The organism is Pseudomonas tremae, from assembly GCF_001401155.1.
GTDB lineage: Bacteria > Pseudomonadota > Gammaproteobacteria > Pseudomonadales > Pseudomonadaceae > Aquipseudomonas > Aquipseudomonas tremae.
The window spans coordinates 1-454 of the sequence record NZ_LJRO01000148.1 but is presented as its reverse complement, the minus strand read 5'-3'; the positions used below and the strand labels follow the sequence as shown (position 1 = coordinate 454).

General features: G+C 54.8%; 1 pseudogene. It reads right to left on the bottom strand.

The annotated features are described in order from the left end of the window. Window positions 1–167: 167 nt before the first annotated feature. Window positions 168–454: pseudogene (locus tag ALO43_RS31130) on the bottom strand (hypothetical protein); the annotation flags it as partial.

Genomic DNA, 454 nt, shown 5'->3' with positions numbered 1-454 from the left:
GTGTAGTTCGGACGCTTACTTTCATAACAGCGTGGAGCTTACCGATTTTTCCGAATTCTGTGGCCTCCTCTGTAGGCTACCCGAGGCTACCCGTAATCCTCGCTGAAACCGGTATCACTGCGCAACAATGGAACAGCCAACGGACTTGAGGCTCGTGGCGGCCACCATTAGGTTGCCGCATTTCGGTTCGCTATGGCCTCCCGAGCCATCCATTCTTCGTGTTCACGGATAGACCGATCAATCGACGACTCCGGTATCAAGTGCTTCCAGCTCTGCTGTTCCTGGTAGACATGGCCTCGGTGTATGTCAGGCTGGATTAACGCACCTGCGGCGCTAAGAATCTGGCGTGAGCGATGCCAAAAACGGTGGGCTTCATTGCTACTGATAATGGAGACCGGAACGATCGGCAGACTGTGCATTCGGTGAAGTCCCCACAAGGCGGCCAATCCGTAGC